This is a genomic window from Rhizobium mesosinicum (assembly GCF_019511345.1).
GTDB classification, from domain to species: Bacteria; Pseudomonadota; Alphaproteobacteria; order Rhizobiales; family Rhizobiaceae; genus Rhizobium; species Rhizobium mesosinicum.
Genome location: NZ_JAEUAK010000017.1, coordinates 71,220 through 96,065, shown reverse-complemented (window position 1 = coordinate 96,065; position 24,846 = coordinate 71,220). Strand labels below are relative to the sequence as shown.

20 protein-coding genes are annotated in these 24,846 nt (G+C 60.4%); 12 read left to right on the top strand and 8 right to left on the bottom strand.

What is annotated here, in order from left to right:
- Positions 1-85: 85 nt before the first annotated feature.
- From JNB85_RS29225 to ubiA, 4 genes are all read left to right on the top strand, one after another.
- The gene (locus tag JNB85_RS29225; RefSeq protein WP_220337897.1) at positions 86-1,345 is read left to right on the top strand and encodes an SAM-dependent methyltransferase; all 1,260 of its coding nucleotides are present in this window, start codon (positions 86-88) and stop codon (positions 1,343-1,345) included.
- Between the two features lie 48 nt (positions 1,346-1,393).
- Positions 1,394-1,972, top strand: a complete 579-nt coding sequence (locus tag JNB85_RS29220; protein ID WP_220337896.1) for a histidine phosphatase family protein — start codon at positions 1,394-1,396, stop codon at positions 1,970-1,972.
- Positions 1,973-2,089: 117 nt separating this feature from the next.
- A complete protein-coding gene (locus tag JNB85_RS29215) occupies positions 2,090-2,899 on the top strand; it encodes a MipA/OmpV family protein (protein ID WP_220337895.1) in 810 nt (269 codons plus the stop codon).
- Positions 2,900-3,102: 203 nt separating this feature from the next.
- Positions 3,103-4,062: a 4-hydroxybenzoate octaprenyltransferase gene (ubiA, locus tag JNB85_RS29210; protein ID WP_220337894.1), complete on the top strand. Its 960-nt coding sequence runs from the start codon at positions 3,103-3,105 to the stop codon at positions 4,060-4,062.
- Positions 4,063-4,237: 175 nt separating this feature from the next.
- Here ubiA and JNB85_RS29205 read toward each other — a convergent pair whose 3' ends face one another.
- Positions 4,238-4,804: a DUF6101 family protein gene (locus JNB85_RS29205; RefSeq protein ID WP_183745287.1), complete on the bottom strand. Its 567-nt coding sequence runs from the start codon at positions 4,802-4,804 to the stop codon at positions 4,238-4,240.
- 299 nt (positions 4,805-5,103) lie between these two features.
- Here JNB85_RS29205 and JNB85_RS29200 point away from each other — a divergent pair, with 299 nt between their 5' ends.
- Entirely contained in the window at positions 5,104-8,832 is a 3,729-nt protein-coding gene (locus JNB85_RS29200) for a DUF1217 domain-containing protein (protein WP_220337893.1), read from the top strand.
- A gap of 33 nt (positions 8,833-8,865) precedes the next feature.
- On the opposite strand, the gene JNB85_RS29195 is transcribed toward JNB85_RS29200, so the two are convergent.
- The 3 genes from JNB85_RS29195 to JNB85_RS29185 form a co-directional block, all read right to left on the bottom strand.
- Positions 8,866-10,302, bottom strand: coding sequence for an FAD-binding oxidoreductase (locus JNB85_RS29195; RefSeq protein ID WP_220337892.1), 1,437 nt, complete (start codon positions 10,300-10,302; stop codon positions 8,866-8,868).
- A gap of 20 nt (positions 10,303-10,322) precedes the next feature.
- Complete coding sequence (locus JNB85_RS29190; RefSeq protein ID WP_220337891.1) at positions 10,323-11,297, bottom strand: L-threonylcarbamoyladenylate synthase; 975 nt, start codon at positions 11,295-11,297, stop codon at positions 10,323-10,325.
- Positions 11,298-11,386: 89 nt separating this feature from the next.
- Positions 11,387-11,995, bottom strand: a complete 609-nt coding sequence (locus tag JNB85_RS29185) for a DUF6656 family protein (protein WP_220337890.1) — start codon at positions 11,993-11,995, stop codon at positions 11,387-11,389.
- Positions 11,996-12,384: 389 nt separating this feature from the next.
- On the opposite strand from JNB85_RS29185, the gene JNB85_RS29180 reads away from it, so the two are divergent.
- The gene (locus tag JNB85_RS29180) at positions 12,385-13,629 is read left to right on the top strand and encodes an aromatic ring-hydroxylating oxygenase subunit alpha (RefSeq protein ID WP_220337889.1); all 1,245 of its coding nucleotides are present in this window, start codon (positions 12,385-12,387) and stop codon (positions 13,627-13,629) included.
- A gap of 145 nt (positions 13,630-13,774) precedes the next feature.
- Positions 13,775-14,239, top strand: coding sequence for a BA14K family protein (locus JNB85_RS29175; RefSeq protein WP_220337888.1), 465 nt, complete (start codon positions 13,775-13,777; stop codon positions 14,237-14,239).
- 99 nt (positions 14,240-14,338) lie between these two features.
- On the opposite strand, the gene JNB85_RS29170 is transcribed toward JNB85_RS29175, so the two are convergent.
- Positions 14,339-15,331 carry a transporter gene (locus tag JNB85_RS29170; protein WP_220337887.1) on the bottom strand — a complete coding sequence of 331 codons (993 nt, stop codon included), beginning with the start codon at positions 15,329-15,331 and terminating at the stop codon, positions 14,339-14,341.
- A gap of 309 nt (positions 15,332-15,640) precedes the next feature.
- Between JNB85_RS29170 and JNB85_RS29165 the strand changes: the two genes are divergently transcribed.
- Entirely contained in the window at positions 15,641-17,416 is a 1,776-nt protein-coding gene (locus JNB85_RS29165; RefSeq protein WP_220337886.1) for an acyl-CoA dehydrogenase family protein, read from the top strand.
- Between the two features lie 10 nt (positions 17,417-17,426).
- A complete protein-coding gene (locus JNB85_RS29160; RefSeq protein WP_220337885.1) occupies positions 17,427-18,179 on the top strand; it encodes a crotonase/enoyl-CoA hydratase family protein in 753 nt (250 codons plus the stop codon).
- Between the two features lie 214 nt (positions 18,180-18,393).
- Here the strand turns inward: JNB85_RS29160 and JNB85_RS29155 are convergent, their stop codons facing one another.
- Both JNB85_RS29155 and JNB85_RS29150 read right to left on the bottom strand, forming a co-directional pair.
- Positions 18,394-19,644 carry a class I SAM-dependent RNA methyltransferase gene (locus JNB85_RS29155; RefSeq protein ID WP_220337884.1) on the bottom strand — a complete coding sequence of 417 codons (1,251 nt, stop codon included), beginning with the start codon at positions 19,642-19,644 and terminating at the stop codon, positions 18,394-18,396.
- Positions 19,641-20,387, bottom strand: a complete 747-nt coding sequence (locus JNB85_RS29150) for a TlyA family RNA methyltransferase (protein ID WP_220337883.1) — start codon at positions 20,385-20,387, stop codon at positions 19,641-19,643. The genes JNB85_RS29155 and JNB85_RS29150 overlap by 4 nt, the downstream gene beginning before the upstream one ends.
- A gap of 326 nt (positions 20,388-20,713) precedes the next feature.
- Here JNB85_RS29150 and JNB85_RS29145 point away from each other — a divergent pair, with 326 nt between their 5' ends.
- Positions 20,714-22,657 (top strand): methyl-accepting chemotaxis protein, encoded by a 1,944-nt coding sequence (locus JNB85_RS29145; protein ID WP_220337882.1) that lies wholly within the window; start codon positions 20,714-20,716, stop codon positions 22,655-22,657.
- Positions 22,658-22,721: 64 nt separating this feature from the next.
- On the opposite strand, the gene JNB85_RS29140 is transcribed toward JNB85_RS29145, so the two are convergent.
- On the bottom strand, positions 22,722-23,597 hold the full coding sequence (locus JNB85_RS29140) for an AraC family transcriptional regulator (RefSeq protein ID WP_220337881.1): 876 nt from the start codon (positions 23,595-23,597) through the stop codon (positions 22,722-22,724).
- Positions 23,598-23,770: 173 nt separating this feature from the next.
- Between JNB85_RS29140 and JNB85_RS29135 the strand changes: the two genes are divergently transcribed.
- Both JNB85_RS29135 and JNB85_RS29130 read left to right on the top strand, forming a co-directional pair.
- Complete coding sequence (locus JNB85_RS29135) at positions 23,771-24,508, top strand: SDR family oxidoreductase (protein WP_220337880.1); 738 nt, start codon at positions 23,771-23,773, stop codon at positions 24,506-24,508.
- A 2-nt stretch (positions 24,509-24,510) separates the two neighbouring features.
- Complete coding sequence (locus JNB85_RS29130) at positions 24,511-24,837, top strand: Atu4866 domain-containing protein (RefSeq protein WP_220337879.1); 327 nt, start codon at positions 24,511-24,513, stop codon at positions 24,835-24,837.
- Positions 24,838-24,846: the final 9 nt, after the last annotated feature.

Here is a 24,846-nt window from a genome sequence, read left to right as displayed (position 1 = left end):
TTGCGGAGTGCTAATTCCGGCGCTTGTAAGGCAGACGAGAGCGATTAAGTTGATGTGACCATCCTGTCACATTTGCGAGGCGTCCATGGCGTCGGCATTCTTATCGATTGTTCAGAAAATTGTCCGCAAGGGTTCTTTGACCCTTACTCTTGCCAATGGCGAGACCCACACGATTGGCGACGGCACCGGCGAACCGGTTGCCGTTCGTCTTGCCGATCAGGAAGCCGAGGATGCGATCCGTCGCGATCCGACGCTGAAGCTCGGCGAAATGTATATGGAAGGCCGGTTCATTCTCGAGCAGGGCAACATCTACGACTTCCTCGCTCTGGTGAAGCAGAATACCACCAATGAAATCTTCGATTTCAAGATGGCAGCCCTGCTGATTGGCCGCATTGCCATGCAGCAGCTCAAGAGCCGCATGCCTGTGAACCACAACAAGCGTAATGTCGCCCACCATTACGACCTCTCCGAAAAGCTCTTCGAACTCTTCCTCGACGAGGACTGGCAATATTCCTGCGCCTATTTCGATCCGCCCGGCATCAGTCTGGAAGAGGCGCAGGTCGCCAAGAAGCGCCACATCGCGGCAAAGCTCATGCCGCAGCCGAACCAGCGTGTGCTGGAGATCGGTTCGGGCTGGGGCGGCATGGCCATGTATCTGGCGGAATCGACACCCGGCCTCGATGTAACCGGCATTACGCTCAGCGAAGAGCAGCTGAAGATCTCACGCGAACGAGCGGAGAAGCGCGGTCTTGCCGATCGTGTCCGCTTCGAGCTGCAGGATTATCGTCACCTGACCGGCAAGAAGTTCGACCGCATCGTCTCGGTTGGCATGTTCGAGCATGTCGGCATCGGCAATTACGGCAACTTCTTCAAGAAGGTGCACGAACTGCTGGATGACGATGGCGTCATGCTGCTGCATTCGATCGCGCGTCCGAAGCCGAGCTTCGCTACCAACGCCTTCATCGAAAAATATATCTTCCCGCAGGGCTACATTCCCTCGATCGCCGAAACGCTGGTTCCGCTTGAAAAGGCCGGCCTGCTGACGCGCGACGTCGAAGTGCTCCCGCTGCATTACGCCTATACGCTGCGCCACTGGCGTGAGCGCTTCGTCGCCCGCAAGGCCGAAGCCGTGGCGCTTTACGACGAGAAGTTCTTCCGCATGTGGGAGTTCTATCTGGCCGGCTCCGAAATGGGCTTCCGCTGGGACGAACTCTTCATCGAGCAGATCCAGATCACCAAGAACCAGTTCGCGACGCCCGACAACAGGAACTATATCCCGGCGAACGAGGCGAAGCTTCGGGAGTTCGAGGCGACGCGTCCGCCCCTGGAGAAGTTCACCTTCTGATACCGAAAGCGCGGCCAGGCCGCGCTTTTTCTTTTTGGAGAGACGGATATGAGCGCATTTCCTGAAATCACCCTCGTGCGCCATGGCGAGACGGCATGGTCGCTATCGGGCCAGCATACCGGTCGGACCGATATTCCGCTCACCGCCAATGGCGAAGCTGCGGCCCGCGCGCTTGCTCCGCGGCTTGCAGGTCTCTCCGTCTCCGCCGTCTGGTCCAGCCCTTCGCAGCGAGCCCGCAATACCTGCGCGCTCTCGGGCTTCGGGAAAGGTGTGATCATCAAGCCTGATCTCGCGGAATGGGACTATGGCGCATACGAAGGCATCACGACCAAGGAAATTCTCTCCAAGCGTCCCGGCTGGCGGCTTTTCCGCGATGGTTGCCCGGATGGCGAAGCAGCAGCGGATGTCGGCGCCCGCGCCGACCGCATCATCGCGGAGCATCGCCAGGTCAACGCGCCGGTCCTGATCTTTTCGAGTTCGCATTTCCTGCGCGTGCTGGGCGCTCGCTGGCTCGGCCTGCCGCCGGAGGATGGCTCGCGTTTCGTTCTGGATACGACGAGCATCAGTGTCCTCGGCTATGAGCACGATTTGACCGAGCCGGTCATTCGCCGCTGGAACCAGAAGTAATTCATATCCCCCTCGATCTCGCCCTCTTGGTTAAGATTAGGGTAATACCATCGCTATAAATGTACCGATCGCCGCCGTCCGCGGCCGTTCTTGTATTGCGTTTTCTGGAGTGCGGATGTGTTTAATCGATCTGTCGTATCGATCTCTTTAGCTATTGCCCTTGCTTCGTTCAGCACAGCCTATGCTCAGGAAGGCGGCCATTGGTGGTCGGGTGACTGGTATCTGAAGGTCGGCGTATCAGGCTTTTCCGCACCGAAGTTCGAAGGAGCCTCCAGCAACGAATTCAAGTTCAGTCCGCTGATTTCGGTCGGCCGCCAGGGCACCGGCCCGCGCTTCTCTTCGCGCAACGACAACCCTTCCTTCGCGCTTGTCGATAATGGCGGCTTCCGCGCCGGTGTCGTCGGCCGCTACGTGCCGCAGCGTGACCAAGACGACGACAGCGATCTGCGCGGCCTGAAGAAGGTCAAGTGGGGCGCCGAAGTCGGCGGCTTCGCCGAAGTCTACCCGACCGACTGGCTGCGCGCCCGCGCCGAAGTGCGTCAGGGCATCCGCTCTCATGACGGTCTTGTGGCCGACGTAGCGCTTGACGCCTTCACCGATATCGCGCCCGATCTGCAGTTGTCAGGAGGCCCGCGTGCCACCTTTGCGACCAGCGGCTATTTCCATTCCTATTATGGGGTCAACGACGCGCAGTCGGCCGCAAGCGGACTGAAGCCATATGACCCCTCAGGCGGCATCCAGTCTTACGGCGCCGGTACCGCGCTCACCTGGAACGCAACGGAGAACCTGTCGACGAGCGCCTTCGCGGAATACAAGCGCCTCGCCGGTCCGGCTGCCGACAGCAGCCTCGTGCGGGAGAAGGGATCGAAGAACCAGTTCCTGATCGGTGTGTCGGCAAGCTACAAGTTCAATTTCACGCTGAACTGATAGGCAGGGCGCTTCGACCCAGCTGCCATCGACGATGAACTGCTGGCTGGTGCACATGGCGCTGTCGTCAGCAGCGAGAAACAGCGCCATGGGGCCTAAAGGCACAGGCCCGGCAGGGCTTTGACGCCTCGATTGAACCGCATGCCGAGACTCATCGGTAATGAAGTCTTGACCATGTGAGGCGCCCGTCGCTAGATGACCGCATGCAACAGATTGACGGTCTCAACGGGCGCGTTTCCGATGCGCCCTCGGATAATTGGGTTTACCGCATCCTGCCGCCCTGGCTGTGGCCCTATGCGCAACTCGCGCGCTGGGACAGGCCGATCGGCTGGCAGCTCCTCATGTGGCCTTGCTTCTGGTCGGCCACGCTTGCCGCCAATGCGGCAATCGAACCCCGCGTGTTTTCCGGCGCTCTGCTGCTTTACCATCTCTTCCTCTATTTTATCGGTTCCGTCGCCATGCGCGGCGCCGGCTGCACCTATAATGATCTCGTCGATCAGGAGATCGACATGCAGGTGGCGCGCACCCGCTCGCGGCCGCTGCCGTCGGGTCGCGTAACGCGCCGGCAGGCAAAGATATTCATCGGACTGCAGGCGCTGGTCGGCCTGTTCGTGCTGTTGCAGTTCAACTGGTTCGCAGTATTGCTCGGGACGCTGTCGCTCGGCATCGTTGCGCTCTATCCTTTCGCCAAGCGCTTTACGGACTGGCCGCAATTCTTCCTCGGTCTTGCCTTTTCCTGGGGCGCTTTGGTGGGCTGGGCAGGAATTTTCGGCAGCCTGTCCTTTTCCGCCTTCCTGCTTTACCTCGCCTCGGTCGTCTGGACGATCGGCTACGATACGATCTATGCCCATCAGGACAAGGAGGATGACGAGCTGATCGGCGTTCGCTCCACCGCCCGCCTGTTCGGCGAGCGCACGCGTCTGGCGCTTATCGGCCTCTACGGGCTGACGCTGGTGCTGATGTTCCTGTCCTTTGCGATTGCCGGTGTCGGCCTTTTAGCTTTCGTTGGTCTGTTGATTGCCGCCGGAATGTTCGCCTGGCAGATCAGGACGCTCGATATCAACGACGGCGCCCAGTGCCTCGCGCTCTTCAAATCGAACACCCGCGTCGGATTGATCGTCTTTCTCGGCCTGTTTGTGTCGCTGCTTTTCGCCATTCCCTAGCATTTCCGTTTTTCTCCGAGTCACGGAAGTGCTCTATCTCTTGGTTTCACGCAATTCCGGACGCAAAGCCGCTGCGCACTTTTGCTGGAATTGCTCAAATCTGAAACGGCAAATGACCCCGAAATGAAAAACCCGGCGTGATGCCGGGTTTTGAAAGCGTTTCGGAACGTATCGCTCAGCTGCGGGCGATGATTTCCTTGCCTTCGATCTTCATGATGACGCCGAGCTTGCCGGTCGTGCGGCGCACGAGGAAGCGTGGGCGGCGATTTGCGAAATAGGAGTGACGGCGGCGCGGCTTCATTTCGCCGGTGCGCAGTCCGCCCAGATGTTCTTCAAGCGGGCGGGCGATGCCATCGGCCTCCACCATCAGCATGGGAATGCCGAAAGCTTCCGACCAGCTGCGCCAGTCGGCGGCGATATCGCCGAGATCGTGGGCGACGAGAAGCGGAACGCAGAGTTCCGGATCTTCGTGATGCAGCTCGAGCGTCACGGTGACCTCGCCGTTGCCGTGATCGATGGCGCGGGCTGCAACGCCCTTGAAGACGCGCCGCGGCAGGGCGATGGAGAGCGGCAGGCCGCTGGAGGGGAGAATCTTGCGCAGGACCGCGCCGCGTTCGTCGATCGTTATGCTGACGTCACTGGCATGGTCGTGGATGGCATAGCTTACCTGCTGCGGAAAGCGAGACGGATCAACACGCAATGTCGTGCCAGCCCAGACGGGCTTCAGAACGGTATTCTTCATTTCATTTCTACCCTTGTCTTACCTGAGAGCCGATTTCCGGTCTTCTCGTCGGGACTTTTCGTCCTCTATGGCCCGACAATAGGCGGCCCCCGTTCCGTACAGCTTAAAAATCGCGGTTAAGAAAATCCTGCCTCCGGGGATGGTTATCAAAAACGAATATGGCAGGGTTTCCGGATGGTGAACGCGGCCCGTGCCAAAGCAGGACAGCTTCAAGTAAGTCTCGGGTAAGCTTTGCGTGGCAAAATGCTCGCGCTAATGGTTCGTCATTCTTTAAAGACTTTGCCGAAAAGGGCGCACTTATGATCACGGCATCCCTGGCGTACGTTATTCTCTCTCGCGATATGCCAAAGAGCCTGGATCGCGTCGCCAATCAGACGCAGGTCAAGAAAGACGCCCAATATTACGCCGACAACATCAATAAGGTGAAGGACGTCGACGAGTTCCTTGGCGATTACAAGCTCTATAGCTACGCCATGAAAGCTTATGGCCTCGACGATATGATCTATGCCAAGGCCTTCATGAAGAAGGTCTTGCAGAGCGATCTCACGGACGCGAACAGCTTTGCCAATAAGCTCTCCGACACGCGTTACAGAGAGTTCGCCGCCGCCTTCAATTTCAATGCGCCGCCCAAGGATATACAGACGGATGCGCAGGAAGACGATCTAATCGGCCTCTACAAGCAGTCTTTTGCCGATGCGGCACAGCAGGCTGCCACCGAAACGAAATATTACAGCGCGCGAATGGACGATGTGAAGACCGTCCAGGACTTCGTCAGCAATCCCCGTCTTCTGAACTACGCGTTGAAGAGCGTCGGTATCGACCCGACATACATATCGAAGGACTACATCGCCCAAGTCCTGACCACTGACATCAGCAAGCTTGGCGGCAATGCGCCTGACCCGAGCGATCCGGCTTACGATCCGGCCAAAACCTATGTCGGCGCCAAACTCTATGCGCTGGCGCAGCAATTCAACTTTAAGCCCGATAATGGCGACGCCCAGTATTTCCGCGACAATATCAGTTTGGTGCAGTCGGTCGACGATCTGCTCGCCGATCCCCGCCTGCGCACGGTGGCGCTGCAGTCCGTCGGCATCGATCCGGCAACTGCCGACGACGCTTTCATCAAGATGGTGCTGACGAGCGATCCTTCGACGCTTGGCGGCGACGCGCCCCTCACCAATCCCGATCCGTCGCTGAACTACGTCGGCGACAAATACAAGGAACTGCGTTCTTATTTCAGCTTCAACGCCGATGGCTCGGTCAACGGGTCTGCGCAAAATTCCGATCAGACCCAGGCCGTCGCTTCGCTCTACGCGTTCCGCGCTCCGGCAGTTGGCGGCGTTGCTCAGACCGCGGCGCAGAAGAACAACGTCATCGAACAGTATAACATCAAGACTGCACCGCAAATCGTCGACCGCGACGGCACGGCCAGCGATGTGTACTACACCAGCCAAGCAATGTCGGATCTCAACAAGAGCTACTATCTGTCCAAGATCGGCACGATCACCAACGTGGATCAACTGGTCAACGACAAGCGGCTTGCAGACTATGTTCGTGCCGCCTTCAACATGGATCCTGGCTTCACGCAGCTGCGCAACGTTCTGACCGATCCCGCCTACGCGCGTTCGGTCGATCTGGGTGACGCTTATGCAGCTTTCAATTTCAAGTCCGACGGTACGGTCTCCCTGACGGAGCGCGCGCAGTCCTATGCCCAGTTGACGGGCATAGTGAATGGCGCGGCAAACGTCGCCAGCCACTTCTCGAACATGATGATGCCGCCGGGCGGCGTCAGCCCGATCGACAACGTCGACGAATTGCTTTCCGACAATATGCTGACCTCTTACATCAAGGATGCCTACGGCCTTGGTCAGGATTTCAGCAATGCCGAACTGAAGAACATCCTCACGGATTCTGCTTATGCCGCTACCGCAGGCCATCAGAACATCCACGATGCCTTCAATTTCAATGCGGATGGTTCCGTCACCTTTCAGACGCAGCCGGATGGCAGTGTTGTCGGCGCCCAAAATACTCTCCAGCTTCAGGGCATTAATCAGCTCGTCGCAAACAACTCTTCGTATTATCAGGCCAAGCTCAGCGACCTTTCCAACAACGGCACGACCGCGGCGGTCGATGTATTCCTCGCCGACGACAAAGCCGTGAGCTTTCTGCGCTCCAGCATGCAGATCGGCAACGACATCAGCGACACCACGCTTCGCAGCATTCTGACCGATCCGACGGTCGCTGCGGCCCAGGGCTATAGCGACGTCTATCGGCTCTTCAATTTCCGTCAGGACGGCACGGTCGCTCAAAATACTCTCTCGCAGAGTGCAGATCAGGTTGCCGCGATGAACAAGAAGGCAGACGGCGCTGCCACTTATTACGCCAACGCAATGCTCTCGATCACCAGCGTCGATCAGTTGCTGGGCGACCCGAAGCTCAACAGCTATATTCGGTATGCCTTCAGTATTCCGACGAGCGTTTCAGACGCTGATCTGCGTAGCGTTCTCACCGATCAGAGCGGCACCGGACCTTATGCCAATGTGAAGGCGGCGTTTAATTTCCAGGCGGACGGCACCGCCGCCCCCGGTTCGGCGCAGACATCCGCACAGATGGCTTCCCTGAATTCGGCCGCCTCCATACGCGAACAGGACATTCTGGATCGGATGGGCGACGTTAACGATGTCGATCAGCTGCTTGCCGACTCGTCCCTGACGGACTACCTGAAAATGGCCTATGGCCTGGCCTACGACACAAGCAACGCCGAGCTGAAGAATATTCTCACCGACCCGGCCCATGCTGCGTCCGTCGGACAGGGCGATCTCAACGCTGCTTTCAATTTCGCCGCAGACGGATCGCTCCCGACCTCGACTGCCGCCCAGACCGGTGAGCAGACGACGAACACCTCAGACAACTATGGCGCTCGCGTCAATGATCAGAGCGACGATCTCATTGACCGCATCATCGCGAACTACAAATCGCGAATGGATGACACCCATGGTGTGAAGAATGTCAATGATTTCATGAAGACCAATAAAACCGCCGATACGCTTCTCGGCAACGACTCCTATCCGGATCTTTATCAGATGGCGCTGCAGGCTTACGGCCTGACGACGGACGACGTTTCACGCTCCACCATGCGCAAGCTGCTGGTCAGCGACCCGTACGATCCGAAGGGATATGTCGCATCCTTCAAGGACGACCGCATTACCAAGATGGTGCGCGCTTTCAACTTCGATTCCGATGGCAAGGCTGCTGAGCCCATGTCGGCTCTCTCTGCCGCCACCATGGCGAAATATGCGACCGACTACAAGTCGCAGGCAACGATGTTGATGAAGGACGGGCCAGCAAAGGACCGTGCTTCCAAGGACGCCACCAAAGAGGTGGATTATTTCGGCAAGACCATTCCAACCGTAACATCGCTCGACGATTTCCTGGCCGACAAGCGCCTGACGGATCTCGTGCTGAAAGCCAACGGCCTCGATCCGAAGGACTACAGCAAGGATACGCTAAAGAAGATATTCACGTCCGATCCGGATGATAAGAAGAGCTATGTTAACACCAAGGCCGACGAGCGCTTTAAGGAGATCGTCGCTTCCTTCAATTTCGACAAGGACGGGAGCCTGACCCGCGCCAAGATGGGTACAATCCAGGACAAGCAGGCCGAGGCGAATACGCAGCAGCAGTATGTGCAGATGACCCTGGAAACCCAGGAGGGCGAAAAGAATGACGGCGTTCGCCTGGCGCTCTATTTCAAGCGCAAGGCCGGCGACGTCACGTCGCTCTACAACATTCTTGGCGACAAGGCTCTCTATCAGGTCATCCAGACGGCCTATAGCCTGCCGGCGCAGATTTCGTCGATGGACGTCGCCAAGCAGGCCGATCTCCTTGGCCGCTTCGTGAAGCTCGAAGATCTGCGGGACCCTAAGAAGGTGGATAAGCTGGTTAAGCGCTTCACGGCCATGTACGACATCAAGAACAATACGCAGCAGTCGCCTGCGCTCCAGCTGCTGACCGGAGGCACCGGCTAGGCTGCATCACTGCTCTGGACGACACCATGAACCTCAATCCTTGAGGCTCACAACTTTGTCCGGGTTCATGATGCCGGCCGGATCGAAGGCACGCTTGATGCGGCGCATAAGCTCCATTTCGATTGCCGGTCGGATCGACGCCAGTTCGTCACGCTTCAGCTGACCGATGCCATGCTCGGCGGAAATCGAACCGCCATGGGCAAGCACCAGTCCATGCACGATATGGTTCATTTCGTGCCAGCGGGCGATGAAGGCATCCTTGTCGGCACCAACAGGCTGCGAGATGTTGTAATGGATGTTGCCGTCGCCCATATGGCCGAAGGCGCAGATGCGCGCGCCGGGCATGGCCGCCATTACCGCCTCTCCGGCCTCGTTCATGAACTGCGGTATCTTGGAAACCGGAACGGAAACATCGTGCTTGATCGAGCCGCCCTCCGGCTTCTGGGCGTCTGACATGCTCTCGCGCATGTGCCAAAGTGCCTTCTGCTGTGCGACGGAGGAGGCGATTGCCGCATCCTGCACAAGCCCCGCTTCGAAACCCTGTTCGAGAACGGCATTCATCATCCGCTCGGCCGTCTCGGCGGAATCGGAGGTGGAGATATCAATGAGCACATACCAGTCATGCGGCGTCTCCAGCGGATCGCGTACGCCGTCGATATTGCGCACGGTGATCTCGACGCCGAAGCGCGGCATCAGTTCAAAGCCCGTCAGTGACGTGCCGCAGAGGCTGGAAGCGAGATTGAAGAAGGCGAGCGCGTCCTCGACCGAAGAAAGCCCGGCAAAGGCCACCTGATGGCCGAGCGGCTGCGGGAAAAGCTTCAGCACCGCGCCGGTTATGATGCCGAGCGTGCCCTCAGCGCCGATGAAGAGATCGCGCAGATCATAGCCCGTATTGTCCTTTTTGAGGCGGCGGAGCCCGTCCCAGATCTCGCCCGTCGGCAGCACGACTTCGAGGCCGAGGCAGAGTTGGCGCATGTTGCCATAGGCTAGAACCGCGGTTCCCCCGGCATTGGTGGAGAGGTTCCCGCCGATACGGCAGGAGCCTTCCGATCCGAGCGACAGCGGAAACAGTCGGCCATGCGCCTCGGCCGCCTTCTGTACGTCGGCGAGGATCGCGCCGCCATCGGCGACCAGCACGTTCGCGACAGGATCGACATCGCGGATCCTGTTCATGCGTTCGAGCGAAAGGATGACGTCTGCCTTGCCCTCGCGCGGCGTCTGTCCGCCTACGAGGCCGGTATTGCCGGTTTGCGGCACGATCGCCGTGCCGGTCTCTGTCGCAAGCTTCATGATTGCGGAGACTTCCTCGACCGTACCGGGTTTCAGCAGGAGAGGAGAGGAGCCGTGATAGAGGCCGCGGTTTTCGATGAGGTGCGGCGCGAGATCAGCTTCACTGCGCAGCGCATATTTTTCGCCGACGATGGCGGTGAAACGTTCGATAACGTCTGGAGAAATGCTTGTACTGCCCATGGAGCCGGGTCCCTCTTTCCTCATTCGCGCGGTGCTGCCGCGCGCCGCAGCCGGTCGTTGATCGCCTCTCCAAGCCCTTCGTCGGGGATAGGCGAAAAGGCGATCACGGCCGCGCCGCTGGCATCCGCCTTCTTCATGTAGTCGAAAAGATTGGCGGCCGCTTCCGAGAGATCGCCGCGTGGGCTGAGGTTCAGCGTGATAGCCGCTTGCTCGGCGCCCGCCACTCTGTCTGGACCGAAGGCAATCAACGCTTCACCGGGTTCCAGTGCTGTGGCTTCGAGCCGAACGGCTGCGCCCGGTGCATAATGCGAGGCGAGCATGCCCGGCGCTTCGATCGCCGCGCTTGCTTTCTTGGAACGCAGCAAACGCTTGCCGGCCACCCGCTCTATCTCCTTGGCCGGCAATCCGCCCGGCCGCAGTAGTCGCAGCTCGCCGTTCTCGACCTTTACGATCGTCGATTCCACGCCGACGGTACTCGCGCCAGCATCGAGGATGAGGGGTATCTTTGCCCCGAGATCAGCTTCGACATGGGCAGCGCTCGTGGCGCTCACTTTGCCTGACGTATTGGCGCTCGGAGCCGCAACCGGCCGCCCGAAGGCGCGGATCAGATCGCCGGTAAAGCCTTTCGGTATGCGGATGCCGACGCTGTCGAGGCCCGCGGTCGCCAGCGCATGGATCGCGGTGCCGGTCTGCAGCGGCAGTACCAGCGTCAGCGGGCCGGGCCAGAAGGCTTCTGCGAGCGCGCGTGAGATCGGATCGAATTCTGCATAGGCCTCTGCCATCGCAAGATCCGCCATGTGGCAGATTAGCGGATTGAAGCGCGGCCGCCCCTTGGTCTCATAGATGCGGGTGATGGCGGCCGGATTGGTGGCGTCGGCGGCAAGGCCATAGACCGTCTCGGTCGGAACGGCGATCGCGAAGCCTTCGGCAAGTGCCGCGCAGCCGGCTTCGAGCGCCGTCTGTCTGTCCGCCGTGATGTCGATTATTCTTGCCATGTCCTGCCCGTTTTACTGCGGCAGTCATTAGGCCTTCCTTGCGGCGCGATCAATCCCGCCCGGAGCTGGCGGATCAACCGTCGGCGAATCTACAGTTGGCGAATGATTTGGCGCAGCTGTTCGTTACGGGCGCCAAGCAGGAGGATGTTGCGGATGGCGATCTGCGGATCGTCGGTGCGGAAGAGGAGGCCGTTGCCCCGCACCGAGCGGTCGACCACCATCCTCTCCGGCGTGCTGTCGCCCGGCTTGATCGCCACGGCGAAATACATGCGGGAATTCTGCACTGCGATATTGTCGAAGAAATTGTCGTTGTCGCCGATGTCGGAATAGAAGTTGGCGATATAGAAAGCCCATGCCACCTCGTCGTAGCGGGCGAATTTGGTACGTGAGGCCGTGACGTGGCAGTAGCCGAGATGCGGGCTGTCAGCCAGCGTCCGGTGGAAGATCATCTTCGGGAACTGGATGGAACGGTGGAAGCCGTTGATATTCTGGTGGGTTTTTTCGCCGGCGGCCTGCAGCTTGCGTGCAGTCCTTTCAGCCACTTCCTCATGGGTGAGATAGCGGCGCTCCTCCGGAAGCCAGTCTTCGCGACGGCGGCTGATGCGGCCGGTGCGCAGGAATTCCGAGTGCTTGGTAGGAAGCCGCGATTCGGCGGGCTTGATCTGTTCCCGCGCGTCGAAATATCGAAGTTTGGCCATGGCTTTCGCAGTCTTCGCTGTGTCGGTCACTGCGAAGGATAGGATTTCGTGCTTAACGTCCTGTTAAAATAACGGGAAGAAGGCGCGGGTGCCGGTTTGAGAGCGGGATGTCGCAAATGCGACAAGATTGGTCCGCAGCATTGGATTCGCTTATTTCTGAAGCGCCGCGAAATGTCGTAATTGACAACGATCAACGGTCAGTGATTGTTTCTGAGGATGCCCGGCTCACTGTCGTCAATTTCGAAGCGGATGTCGCTTTACAACCAAGCGACCGGCATGCTCGGTGCTTAAATGACGCCATTACCAGCTCTCCGGAGCGAGAAGGAAACGGGCGCGCTTCCGCTGCCGTGCTCTAAAGGAGTGGCAGCCACATGCACGAGGATAGGCAGATGGATATTCGCAGCAACGTTTTGCGCCAGCTCAAGGGCCGCCGCGAGGGTTTCAGCCTCGAGCAACCCTTCTACATCGATGAGGATTATTTCCGTCTGGACATGGAGATGATCTACTATCGCGACTGGCTGTTCATCGGCCATGACTGCGAACTGCCGAAGCCGGGCGCCTATTTTACCGTCCAGATCGGCGACTATCCCGTCGTCATCGTGCGCGGACGCGACAATGTCATTCGAGCCTTCCACAATAGCTGTCGCCACCGCGGCTCGCGCGTCTGCACCAAGGAGCACGGTTCGTCGGTACGGCTCGTCTGCCCCTATCATCAGTGGACCTACGATCTCGACGGCAAGCTCGCCTTCGCGCGCCACATGGGCGATGATTTCGATAAGAGCGGCTACGGACTGAAGCCGGTCCATTGCGAAATCGTCGCCGGCTACGTCTTCATCTGCCTGGCCAATAACGCACCGGACTTCCAGTCCGTGCGCGACAAGATCGAGCCCTATATGGCGCCTCATCACATCAGCGAGGCCAAGATCGCCTTCCAGAGCACCATCATCGAGAAGGGCAACTGGAAGCTGGTTTGGGAGAATAACCGAGAGTGCTATCACTGCGCTGCAAATCATCCTGAGCTCTGCCGCACCTATCCGGAAGCGCCGAGCGTAACCGGCACGGATGGTGGTGCCGACGATCCGGAGATTGCCGGCCACTGGGCGCGCTGCGAAGCGGCCGGCCTGCCGAGCAAGTTCCAGATCTCGCCGGACGGACAGTTCCGCACCGCCCGCATGCCGCTGATCGAGGACGCCGAAAGCTACACCATGTCCGGCAAGCCCGCCGTCAAGCGCCCGCTCTCCGACGATGTCAAGATCAGCCACATCGGCACTATGCTGCTGTTCCACTATCCGACCACATGGAACCATCTGCTCGGCGACCACGCCATCTCCTTCCGGGTGCTGCCGCTGAGTGCCAACGAGACGGCGGTGACGACCAAATGGATCGTCCATAAGGATGCGGTCGAAGGAGTAGACTACAATCTCGAGGAACTGACCCACGTCTGGACCGAAACCAACGATCAGGATCGCCGCATCGTCGAAGAGAACGCCTTCGGCATCCACTCGCCGGCCTATGAGCCCGGTCCCTATTCTGCCGCTCATGAAGGCGGCGTCATGCAGTTCCTCGAGTGGTATTCGAGCTTCATGGTCAATCGGTTGCAGGGTGATCAGGCAAAGCTTTCGGTCGTTGCCTGAGGACGGTCGCCAGCGGTTAATGCCCGGTTCATTTGGCCTTCGGTAAAAAACGGAGCGTGGATGCCGTTTTCGGATCTTTTGGGAACAATTTCCCATTCTATCCGTTACCGGGCAGGTTTTTTTCGCTCTTGATCGGAGATACGCAATGTTTGGGCTGAGTAAAAGGGTCGCGACTGCGGTTATGGCCGCCGCCGTCGTTGCGACGAGCTTCGTGCCGTCGCAGGCAATTCAGATGCCGGCCGCCCCGCAGGTGGAGAAATCGTCGCCTGTCGAAACCGTCCAGTACCGCCGTTATTATCGCCCCGGCTACTACCCTCGTGCCTACCGTCCCGGCTGGTACGGCGGCTATCGCGGTTATTCCTATTATCGTCCGGGCTATCGCCGCTATAACGGCTACTGGTATCCGCTGGCCGCCTTCGGTGCCGGTGCCATCGTCGGCGGCGCCGTCGTCGCTCAGCCGCGCTACTATGCGCCTGCACCGGCTCCTTCGGGCATGACGCCGCGCCACGTCGCGTGGTGCGAAAATCGCTACCGCTCCTACAGGGTCTACGACAATACGTTCCAGCCCTATAACGGTCCGCGTCAGCAGTGCTATTCGCCCTACTATTGAGGGAAACCCGAGATTGATTAACCCGCCCGGCCATCGAGCCGGGCGTTTTCGTTGGGAGCCTTTCCTGGTGAGAATGCTGCAAGCTGACCAGGAAAAGCTCTAAAGAATATCCACTCGCTTCAAGAGCCACCACGCCAACGCAATAGAGGCGAGGATGAGCCCCACGGCATATTCCGTGCCGTAGTCTCCGACGGCGAAGGGCAGGTTGGCGGTGTTCATGCCGAAGAAGCCGGTCACCAGCGTCGGCGGCAGCAGGAAGGCCGTCATGATCGACAGGATGTAGAGGTGGCGGTTCGTCTCCGAGGACAGCTTGGAGTCGATTTCTTCGTGCAGCAGCCTTGCCCGGTCCTGCAGCGCATAGACATCGTGATCGACTGTCTCCAGCCGGCTTGTCAGTCGTCCGGCAATATCGTCGAAGCCGAAAGGCATTTCGTCTTCGTCGGAGGCTGCCGCTCGCCGCATCAGCGCGAGAACCGTGCGCAGGTGGCGATGCAGGCGCACGATCGTGCGGCGGACGGGAGCAAGCCTGCGACGTTCGTCACGCGGAGCGTTGTCGTAGACGAAGTCCTCGATCAGGTTGAGCTCTTCGGTGAGCTCGATGACGACGGAGATCAGCGTGCGCTGGAACTCGGTCACAAGCAGCTCGAAGAGGTCGACGGGCCGGGTGAACTTGCCGGGATTCTTGTCGATCATCACGCGTGTCCGCTCCACGCTTCTCAGCGGCTGCAGGCGCGTGGTGATGATGAAGCGGTCGGAGATGGCGAAATGCAGCCAGCCGAGATCGGCAGTGTCCTGATCGAATTCGCGCTGGCAGTCCACAAGCGTGCCGTAGAGCATCTGTTCATCGACAGTCAGGACCGCGTGCGTGTCGCGCGTGGTCAGCGCCGACTTGGCGTCATCCATCACGCCGAGCGTGTCGAGCAGAGCGGGGACACGGGCATCGGCAAGATTGAGATGCAGCCAATAGAAACCCTCCTCCGCAGTCAGCTCCGCGGCCGTCGCGCTGTTTTGCAGCCGCGCGGCCTTCTTGCTTTCCGGCGAGAAACGGTAGGCCCATACGAGGCCGGGTATGTTGACAGGCAAGGTATCCATTATTGCCGATCCTCTCGCGAAAACGATCAGTTCTACTAAAGCATGTCACTCAAAACTGCACAGTGGTTTTGCGATGACGGCACGCGCAAAACAAAGACCTACTGCGCGGCTGCCGACCTGAAAGACCGCGACACGCTTAGAGATTCTCCATGACGTTTGTTTGGGCGAGTGCACAAGCGGAAAGGCGCTCTCGATCGAGATTATCGACGGAAACTAAATTGACGTTTACGTAAAAATCAATTAGCTCTTCGGATGGAGGCGCTTATGCACCGGCTTTGCCGGGCGTGAGCTGAATGCGGAGGAAATAAGATGTATAAAGCGCCCGTCCAGGAAATCGCGTTCACGCTGAAGCATGTTGCCGGCATGGCGGAGGCGATCGACGGCGGTCCTCTAAGCGATCTCGGCGAGGATCTCGTAGAAGCCATCCTTGCAGAGGCGGGACGATTTGCCACGGAGGAAATCGCCCCTCTCGCCGACGTCGGCGATCGCCAGGGCGCCCGTCTTTCCAACGGTGAGGTGAAAACGCCCGATGGATGGCGCGATCTCTACCGCAACTGGGCAGCCGGCGGCTGGAACGGCCTGACGGCGGCGGAGGAATTCGGTGGCCAGGCTCTGCCGCATATGCTGAATGTCGCAGCGCTGGAAATGTGGAATTCCGGTTCCATGGCCTTCGCCCTCTGCCCGACGCTGACCATGGGCGCCATCGAAGCGCTGAACGTTCATGGCAGTGCCGCTCTCAAGGAAAAATATCTTGCGCGCATGGTCTCTGGCGAATGGACCGGCACCATGAACTTGACCGAACCGCATGCAGGCTCCGATCTCGGGGTGCTGAAGGCGCGCGCCGAACGCCGCGAGGACGGCACCTATCGCATTTTCGGCCAGAAGATCTTCATCACCTGGGGTGAGCACGATGCGGCCGAGAACATCATCCATCTCGTCCTCGCCCGCCTGCCGGATGCGCCTGATGGTACGCGCGGCATCTCGCTCTTCCTCGTGCCGAAATTCCTCGTTAACGAAGACGGCTCGCTCGGCGCCCGCAACGATCTCCACTGCCATTCGCTTGAGCACAAGCTCGGCATCCATGGCTCGCCCACCTGCACCATGATCTATGGCGACGGCAAATTCGGCGGGAAGGGCGCTGTCGGCTGGTTGATCGGCGAGGAGAACAAGGGCCTCGCCTGCATGTTCACGATGATGAATAACGCCCGCCTCGCCGTCGGCATGCAGGGCGTGGCGATCTGCGAAGCGGCGACGCAGAAGGCGATCGCCTATGCGAAGGAGCGCACGCAGGGCAAGGCGCCCGGCTGGCGCGGCTCCGGCATGAGCCCGATCATCGAACATCCCGATGTTATCAGGATGCTGCTGACGATGAAGGCGCTGACGCAGGGGTCGCGCGCCATCACCTATGCCTGCGCGCACGCGATCGACATGGCCCATCGCGCCACGGAACGCCAGGAGCATTGGCGGGAACGGGCAGCGCTGCTGACGCCGATCGCCAAGTCCTTTGCGACGGATGCCGGCGTCGATGTCGCTTCCCTCGGCATCCAGGTGCATGGCGGCATGGGCTTCATTGAGGAGACGGGTGCTGCCCGCTACCTTCGCGATGCCCGCATCGCCCCGATCTATGAAGGCACGAACGGCATTCAGGCGATCGATCTCGTCACTCGCAAGCTGCCTTTGTCCGATAGCAAGCAGGTCAGGGGCTTCATTACCGAGTTGAAGGCGATCGCAGAGGCTGTCCGTAGTTCAAACCTCGACGGTTTCGGCGCGACGGCCGACAGGCTGGGATCTTCCCTTGCCGATCTTGAGGACGCCACAAGCTGGCTTCTTGAGCGCCTCGCCGAAGGCAGGTCGGCGGAGGCGCTATCGGGTGCCACGCCCTATCTGCGCCTTTTCGGCCTCGTTCTCACCGGATGCTATCTTGCCAAGGGCGGCCTTGCCAACACGGCAGACGGACTAGGCGAAGGGCGTATCGCGCTCTGCCGCTTTACGGCCGAAAACCTGCTGTCCGAAACGGCGGCGCTGAAGGACCGTGTCGTCCATGGCGCCGAAAGCTTTGCTGCCGCTCGCGCCGTTCTTGCCTGAGGAGCTGAAAATGAGTGATCCCGTCATCATCGAGCGATCCGCAGAAAATCCGGCTGTCCAGATCATCCGCTTCAACCGGCCGGAAAAGAAGAACGCCTTCACCCGCGATATGTATCGCGCGATGACGGACGCCCTGAATGCCGCAAACGGCGATGCTGGCATCCGGGTGACGGTCTTTCTCGGCACTGAGGGCAGCTTTTCGGCCGGCAACGATATCGGCGATTTCCTCGCCGCAGCCCAGGGCGGCGGCATGGGGCGGGAGCTCGTCGATTTCCTCTATGCGCTCGCCAATGCCGAAAAGCCTCTTGTTTCAGGTGTCGATGGCCTGGCGATCGGCATCGGCACGACGCTCAACCTGCATTGCGACCTGACAATTGCCTCCGACCGCAGTCAATTCCGCACGCCCTTCGTCGATCTGGCACTGGTGCCGGAAGCGGCCTCCAGCCTGATCGTCCCGCGCATTATGGGCCATCAGCGGGCTTTCGCCATGCTTGCCGCCGGCGAAGGCTTCACGGCCGAGGACGCGAGACAAGCCGGCCTGATCTGGAAGGTGACGGTACCGGAAGAGGTGGAAAGCCACACGATGGCTGCGGCCGCAAAGCTTGCCGCCAAACCGCCGGAAGCGCTGAAGATCGCCCGCGACCTCCTTCGCGGGCCGCGGGAGGAGATCATCGCGCGCATTGATGAAGAGGCTCGCCATTTCGCCGCACGCCTTAAAAGCGCTGAGGCTCGCGCTGCCTTCGAGGCTTTCCTGCGCCGCTGAGCCCCTAAAAATCAGTGGTTATTATCAAATGTCAATTTAAAGCTTCCCTTAAGCACGATCTAATTATTGAAGGGAAGACGGATCCCCCAACCGTCCGGGCGCGTGGCGTATTTCGTACGACACCCTTGTCCGAATTTACTCACGGCCTCGCCGTTCGCAGCGCGCTTAACCCCCGCGCTGCGATGCCGTTTCACGGTCGCGAGTCCGCAGGTGACTATTTCTCCAGCGTCGCCACGACCTCGACATGCGCGGTCCAGAGGAACTGGTCGATGGGCGTGACCGAGGTGATCCGGTATCCGCCTTCGACGAGGAGCGCGAGGTCGCGGGCAAGCGTGACTGGATTGCAGCTTACCGCAACAACCTTCTTCACCGCCGAACGTGCCAATTCCTTGCACTGGAATTCCGCGCCTGCCCGCGGTGGGTCGAAGACGACGGCGTCATAGGCCTTGAGCTCAGAGGTCATCAGCGGGCGGCGGAAGAGATCGCGCTTTTCGACTGTCACGGGCTTCAGCCCCTGAGTGTTGCGAGCTGCATGGTCGAGCGCCGCAATCGCCTTGCCGTCGCCCTCGACGGCGTGCACGCGGCCGAGACGGGCAAGCTGCAGCGAAAATGTGCCCGCGCCCGCGAAGAGATCGGCGATCCGCTTGGCTTTGCCGACATGGGCAAGCACGAGCTTCGCCATCGCCTCTTCAGCCGATTTCGTCGCCTGCGTGAAGCCGCCGGCGGGCGGGGAAACCTGCACGCCGCCGAATTCGACGATCGGTTTCGCAGGCTCGATGAGAATTTCGCCATCGAGCGAAACGCGGGCGATGCCGCGAAGGCCGAGGACGATCTCGACCGCCTTGCGGCGCTGCTGGTCGGAAAGCTTCTTCACGCCTTCGACAGCCAGATCGAGGCCGGAGAGCGTTTCCAGAACCGCAATCCGGAAGGCATCGGCATTGGTCGCGACTGCCGCCCCGACCGCCTTGATCGCCGGCAGCCGGGAGATGATCCCTGCCGACGAGATGGGACATTCCTCTATGGCGACGATGTGATGGCTTTCGGCCTGGTTGAATCCGACAAGCATCTCCTTCTCGGTCCTGCGCGCGGCGAATACCACCCGCCGCCGCTCGCCGGGATGGGCAGCGACGATCTCGCCGACCTCGGGCGCCAGTCCCTTGGACCTCAGCGCATCAATGACGAGCTGCCGTTTGAAGGCGCGGTAGGGCGCATCAGCCATATGCTGCAGCGTGCAGCCGCCGCATGTACCGTTGACGCCGTGAGGCCCGAAATGCCGGCAAGGCGGCTCCTGCCTGTCGGCGGAGGCAGAGGCGATCGACATGACCGTGCCTTGGTCCTTGACGCGGGCGATCGCGACCGTCTCGCCCGGCAGCGTGAAGGGCACATAGACTGGCCCGTTATTGCCGTTGGCGATGCCGTCGCCCTTTGCGCCGAGCCTGTCGATGGTGATGGTTTCCGTGCTCACGCTTTCGTCCCTGCCAGTAGAAATTCCTGATTGCCGTCTCCGCCCGAAATGGGGGAGGGGATGAGCCCGAAACTCTTCCAGCCCATATCCTCAGTAAACCAGCGCTCCAGCTCTGCCGCCACACCAGGCCCGGAAGACGGATCCTTGAGTAGTCCGCCCTTGCCGATCGCCTCGCGCCCTGCCTCGAACTGCGGCTTGACGAGAACAGCGGCGAGCGAACCTGGCTCGGCAATATCGAGCGCCGGAGCAAGCGCCAGCTTCAGCGAAATGAAGGAGACGTCCGACACAATGAAATCGACGGGCTCGCCGATATCCTCAACCGTCAGATTGCGGGCATTGAGTCCTTCGATATTGGTTACCCGCGGATCGGCAGCGATCCTCGGATGCATCTGGCCATGGCCGACATCGACAGCCGTCACATGCGCAGCCCCCCGCTCCAACAGCACTTCAGTGAAGCCGCCAGTCGAAGCGCCGACATCGAGACAGTGCCGCCCGGCCGGGTCGAGCCCGAAATGGTCGAGTACTGCCACGAGCTTCAAGGCCGCGCGCGAAACATAGTCCTGCGCCGGGTCGTCGATCTCGATTGCTGCGTCCGGGTCGAAGACGGCGCCGGCCTTCGTCACCACCTTGCCGGCAACCTTCACAGTGCCCCGTGAGACGGCATCGCGCGCCCGCGAACGGCTCGCAAAAAGGCCGAGGGTGACGAGAAGCTGGTCGAGGCGCTGGCTGTTCTGATCCGACATCGGCTGTGAATGACCGGCAAAGCTGCCGGTTGCAAGCATTTTTGTCGATAGGACCCGCTTTGAGCCCCGCCACGTTGAAAACGGGAACGGATAGCGATGATATATTTCTCTAAACAGATCCCTGTTGCAGCGCACAATTTAAACAAATTTAAATCCCTCCTCCCATAGGTTCCCGGGTGATTGCAGCGGTTCGCTTTTGAATCGCTTCGTGCCATGAAGGCGCCGCGTCCTCCCCGCCGATCATGTTCCTTACCGAGAAGTCTTGTGGCTGCGTTTCGCAGCGGCCGCCCCTTGTCGCGCCTTTTGACGCCAGGAGAAATTGACCGATGTTCGCCCGAAACATATCCTTGAACGGGAAGCTTGCGGCCACGTTCGCAGCGCTCATCCTTATTTTCGTATCCGTTTCCGCTTTCGTCTATTCCAAGGCAACCGCCTCGGCGAGCGCTTCCGCCGAGCAGGAAAAATCCGAGCTTCTGGTCAACCAGATCGATGACGCGCTGCAGGCGATGCTCGAGCAGGCCGTCAACCTGCGTGGCTTCATCCTCTTCCGCAGCGACAGCACCTATGCCGATATTTTCGCCAACCGCGAACGCATGCTGAAGGCGATTGCCGCCGCCAAGCAGACCGCTGCTTCCCAACCTGAACTGGTGTCGATGATCGACGACATGCAGAAGGCTGCAGACCTCTATTTCCATGAGCTCGCCGAGCCGCAGGCCAAGGCGCGCAAGGAAACCGAAACCCCGATCGCAGACATCGTCAAGATCGGCGTCAACGCCACCAAGGGCCAACTCGACGGCTTCCGCGCCGCTTCCGCCAAGATCAAGTCGCTTGCTCGCGAGAACTCCACGGCTCTCGCTGCCGCTCGGCTTGACGCCAATAGCGATCTCAAGACCACCCTTCTGGCCGGCGGTATTGCTGCCGCGCTTGCTGCCGCCGCTCTCGCTTGGGCCTTGTCGCGCACGATCGTTCGCCCGATCGTCGGCATGACTGCCGCCATGGGGCGACTGGCCAGCGGCGACAACAATATCGAAGTCCCGGCCACCGACCGGCAGGACGAAGTCGGCCGCATGGCCCAGTCCGTGCTGGTGTTCAAAGAAGCGGCGATTGAAAAGCAGCAGCTTGCCGGCGAAACCGATCGCATGCGCGGCGAAGCCGAGCGCCAGCGTCAGATCAGCGATGAGCAGAAGGCTCGTGAAGAAGGCGAACTCCGCTTTGCTGTCGAAGCTCTGGCCGGTGGTCTTGCAGGTCTTGCCAATGGCGATGTCGCAGCCCGCATCCACACCCCCTTCGCGCCGCAATACGACAGCCTGCGCAACGACTTCAACAATGCCCTCGAAAAGCTGCAGGCTGCCCTGCAATCCGTTGGCCGCAACGCTTCGGCGATCAACGCTGGCGCCAGCGAAATCCGCTCTGCCGCCGACGATCTCGCCCACCGCACGGAACAGCAGGCAGCTGCCGTCGAGGAGACCGCCGCCGCTCTCGAAGAAGTCACCACGACGGTACGCGACTCCGCCAAGCGCGCCGAAGATGTCGGCAACCTCGTCGAGCGCACCCGCCTCGGCGCTGAAAAATCCGGCGAAGTCGTCCGCAAAGCGGTTTCGGCCATGCAGCAGATCGAAAAGTCCTCGGGCGAGATCTCCAACATCATCGGCGTCATCGACGATATCGCCTTTCAGACCAACCTTCTCGCTCTGAACGCCGGCGTCGAAGCCGCGCGCGCCGGTGAAGCCGGCAAGGGCTTCGCCGTCGTCGCCCAGGAAGTGCGCGAGCTCGCCCAGCGCTCGGCAAATGCCGCCAAGGAAATCAAGGCACTGATCAACACGTCGAGCGAACAGGTCAATTCGGGCGTCGGCCTCGTCGGTGAAACCGGCAAGGCGCTGGAAGCGATCGTCGCCGAGGTTCAGGAAATCAACCGCCATGTGGGCGCGATCGTCACGGCCACCCGCGAACAGTCGATCGGCCTGCAGGAGATCAATACCGCCGTCAACAACATGGACCAGGGTACCCAGCAGAACGCCGCGATGGTCGAGGAGCAGACGGCCGCAAGCCACGCGCTCGCCCAGGAAGCGGCCGCCCTCGACGACCTGCTGCGCCAGTTCAAGCTCGGCGCCCAGGCTGCCGCTCCGGTCCAGAGAACGGTTGCAGCAACCGCCGCGTCCCGCCCGGTTGCTTCTCCGGCCCGTGCGCTCGCCGGCAAGATTAGCAAGGCCTTCGGTGGCAAGCCGGCGGCCGCAGCCGTCGCTGTCCAGGAGGACTGGACCGAGTTCTGAGAACGATCTCTCCGGAAACGAAAAAGGGCAGGGCGGCATTCAAGGCCGCCCTTTCTCTTTGCGCTTACCCGGCGGAGGCGCGCATCCGCTCGATATCCCGCCGTGGCGGGACGTTGTGCACGCGCACATAATCGCGGCTGAACTGCGAAGGACTGTCATACCCAACGCGGAAACCCGCCTCGGCAGCGCTCAAACCCTCGGTCACCATCAGCCGCCGCGCCTCCTGCAGGCGAAGCTGGGTGCGGAATTGCAGCGGGCTCATCGCCATCACCGTCTTGAAATGCTCGTAGAAGGATGAGGCGCTCATGCCCGCCACCGAAGCCAGATGGTCGATGGCGAAAGGCTCGCTGAAATTCTTCCGCACGAAATCGATCGCCCGACCGATCTGGTTGAGCCGGCTCTCGCCATTGGCGATCTGCCGCAAGAGCGCGCCCTGCGGCCCCCGGATGAGACGATAGAGGATTTCCCGCTCGATCAGTGGTGCCAAAACCTCGGCATCGTCAGGCGTATCGAGCAGCCGCAGCATGCGCGTGGCTGCATCGATAAGTTCAGGCGTCGTCGCGCTCACCCCCGCCGCCGGGCTTTCCGGCAGCCTTCCGTGGACGGCAGGAAGCATCTCGGCCAGCAGGCTGCGGTCGAGCTGCAGCCTCAGACAAAGATAGGGTCGGTTGGCGCTCGCCTCGACGACCGCACCGATAACGGGCAAGTCGACCCCGACGACGAGATAATGCGCGGCGTCATAGACATGCACGCTGTCGCCGATGACAGCACGTTTGCGCCCCTGCGCCACGATACAGAGCGAGGGCTCGTAGAGCGTATGGATCGGCTCCGTGCGCGCGGAGGATCGTATGATGCCGACGCGCGGCAGCGCTGTGTCGAAGCTGCCATCCGTGCCAGTATGGCGATCGATCAATTCTGCAAGACCGGTAATCTTTTCCATGCAGAGAGCATGGCCGATGCTGCTATAAATGCCAAGCACCTGCAGCCGTTTTCGGAGGATCGTGCAAGAAATCCGGAGAAGATTGCTATCGGTTTGTGCTCCTCAAGCCCAATCTCATGCACATGGATCGGCAGCGTTCGGCTGAGGTCCCATCGAAGCATGAGGAAAAGAGCATGACTGGTATCAAAGGAAAGACGGTATTGATCACGGGTGCCAGCAGCGGCATCGGAGCCGGTACCGCACGCGAACTGGGCGCGGCCGGCGCGAAGCTGATGATCGGCGCGCGCCGCACCGAGCGGTTGGAACAATTGGCAAAGGAGATCCGCGATGGCGGCGGCACCGTGGAATTCCGGGCTCTCGACGTCACCGACCGTGCCGATGTCGAGGCTTTCGCCAGGGCGGCGGTCGACGCTTTCGGCAGCATCGACGTGCTGATCAACAATGCCGGCGTCATGCCGCTGTCGCTGATGTCCTCGCTCAAGGTCGAGGAATGGGACCGGATGATTGACGTCAATATCAAGGGCGTGCTTTACGGCATTGCCGCCGTGCTGCCGATCATGAATGCGCAGGAGCGCGGGCAGATCATCAACATCTCCTCCATTGGAGGTCTGTCGGTGGTGCCGACCGCCGCCGTCTATTGCGCAACGAAATACGCGGTGCGGGCGATCTCCGATGGTCTTCGCCAAGAAAACAAGAAGCTGCGCGTGACCTGCATCTATCCGGGTGTCGTCGAATCCGAGCTGGCCGATACGATCACCGAACCTTTCTCGGCCGAGGCCATGGCCTCGTTCCGGGAGATCGCCCTGAAGCCCGACGCCATCGCCCGGGCGATCCGCTTCGCCATCGAGCAGCCTGATGATGTCGACGTCAACGACATCACCGTCCGCCCGACCCTGAGCGTGGGAATGTGACCATGGCGCTCCGCTCGCTACTTGTCGGGACGGTCATTTCGCTTGCCGCCTCATCCGCTCTTTCAGAGGAAACTAACATGCAGAACCACCCCTACCTCGGCATGTGGATCACCGGCGACGGCCATATCCGCCAGGAACTGCTGCCGAACGGCCGTTATGACGAGGCGCGAGGTACACGAAAAAGCGCCTATCAGGGGCGCTATGAAGTGACCGGCGACCATATCGAATATTGGGACGATACCGGCTTCACTGCCGATGGCGATTTCGTCGACGGCGTGCTGCATCACGGCGGCATGATCTTCTACCGTGACGGTAACAAGCCGGAATAAACAGATGCG